This is a genomic window from Streptomyces sp. a15 (assembly GCF_059026085.1).
This window is the reverse complement of record NZ_JBWLKM010000287.1, coordinates 1-431: the sequence shown is the minus strand read 5'-3', so window position 1 is coordinate 431 and position 431 is coordinate 1. Positions and strand designations below refer to the sequence as shown.

1 protein-coding gene is annotated in these 431 nt (G+C 65.9%); it reads right to left on the bottom strand.

Annotated features, from left to right (window positions below):
* Window positions 1–431, bottom strand: a 431-nt coding sequence (locus AC5P09_RS52165) for an alpha-amylase family glycosyl hydrolase (protein ID WP_493880658.1), incomplete at both ends; no start/stop codon positions are given.

Below are 431 nucleotides of genomic sequence, written 5' to 3'. Positions count from 1 at the left end.
ATGACCGGGAAATGGAAGGCCATGTGGCATTCGTCGCCGCCGGCCCGGTAGTCGCCGAAGTAGTCGACGACGTCCTCCGGCCACTGGTTGGCCTCCGCGAGCAGCACCGTGTCCGGATACATGGCGTCGATCTCGCGGCGCACCCGCCGCAGGAACTCGTGGGTGGCGGGCAGGTTCTCGCAGTTGGTGCCCTCCTGCGCGTACAGGTAGGGCACGGCGTCGAGCCGGAAGCCGTCGATGCCCAGATCCAGCCAGAAGCGAAGGGCGGCCAGGATCTCCTCCTGGACGGCCGGGTTCTCGTAGTTGAGGTCCGGCTGGTGGGAGAAGAACCGGTGGAAGAAGTACTGCTCCCGGACCGGGTCGAAGGTCCAGTTGGACGCCTCGGTGTCGACGAAGATGATCCGGGCGTCCTGGTACTGCTTGTCGTCGTC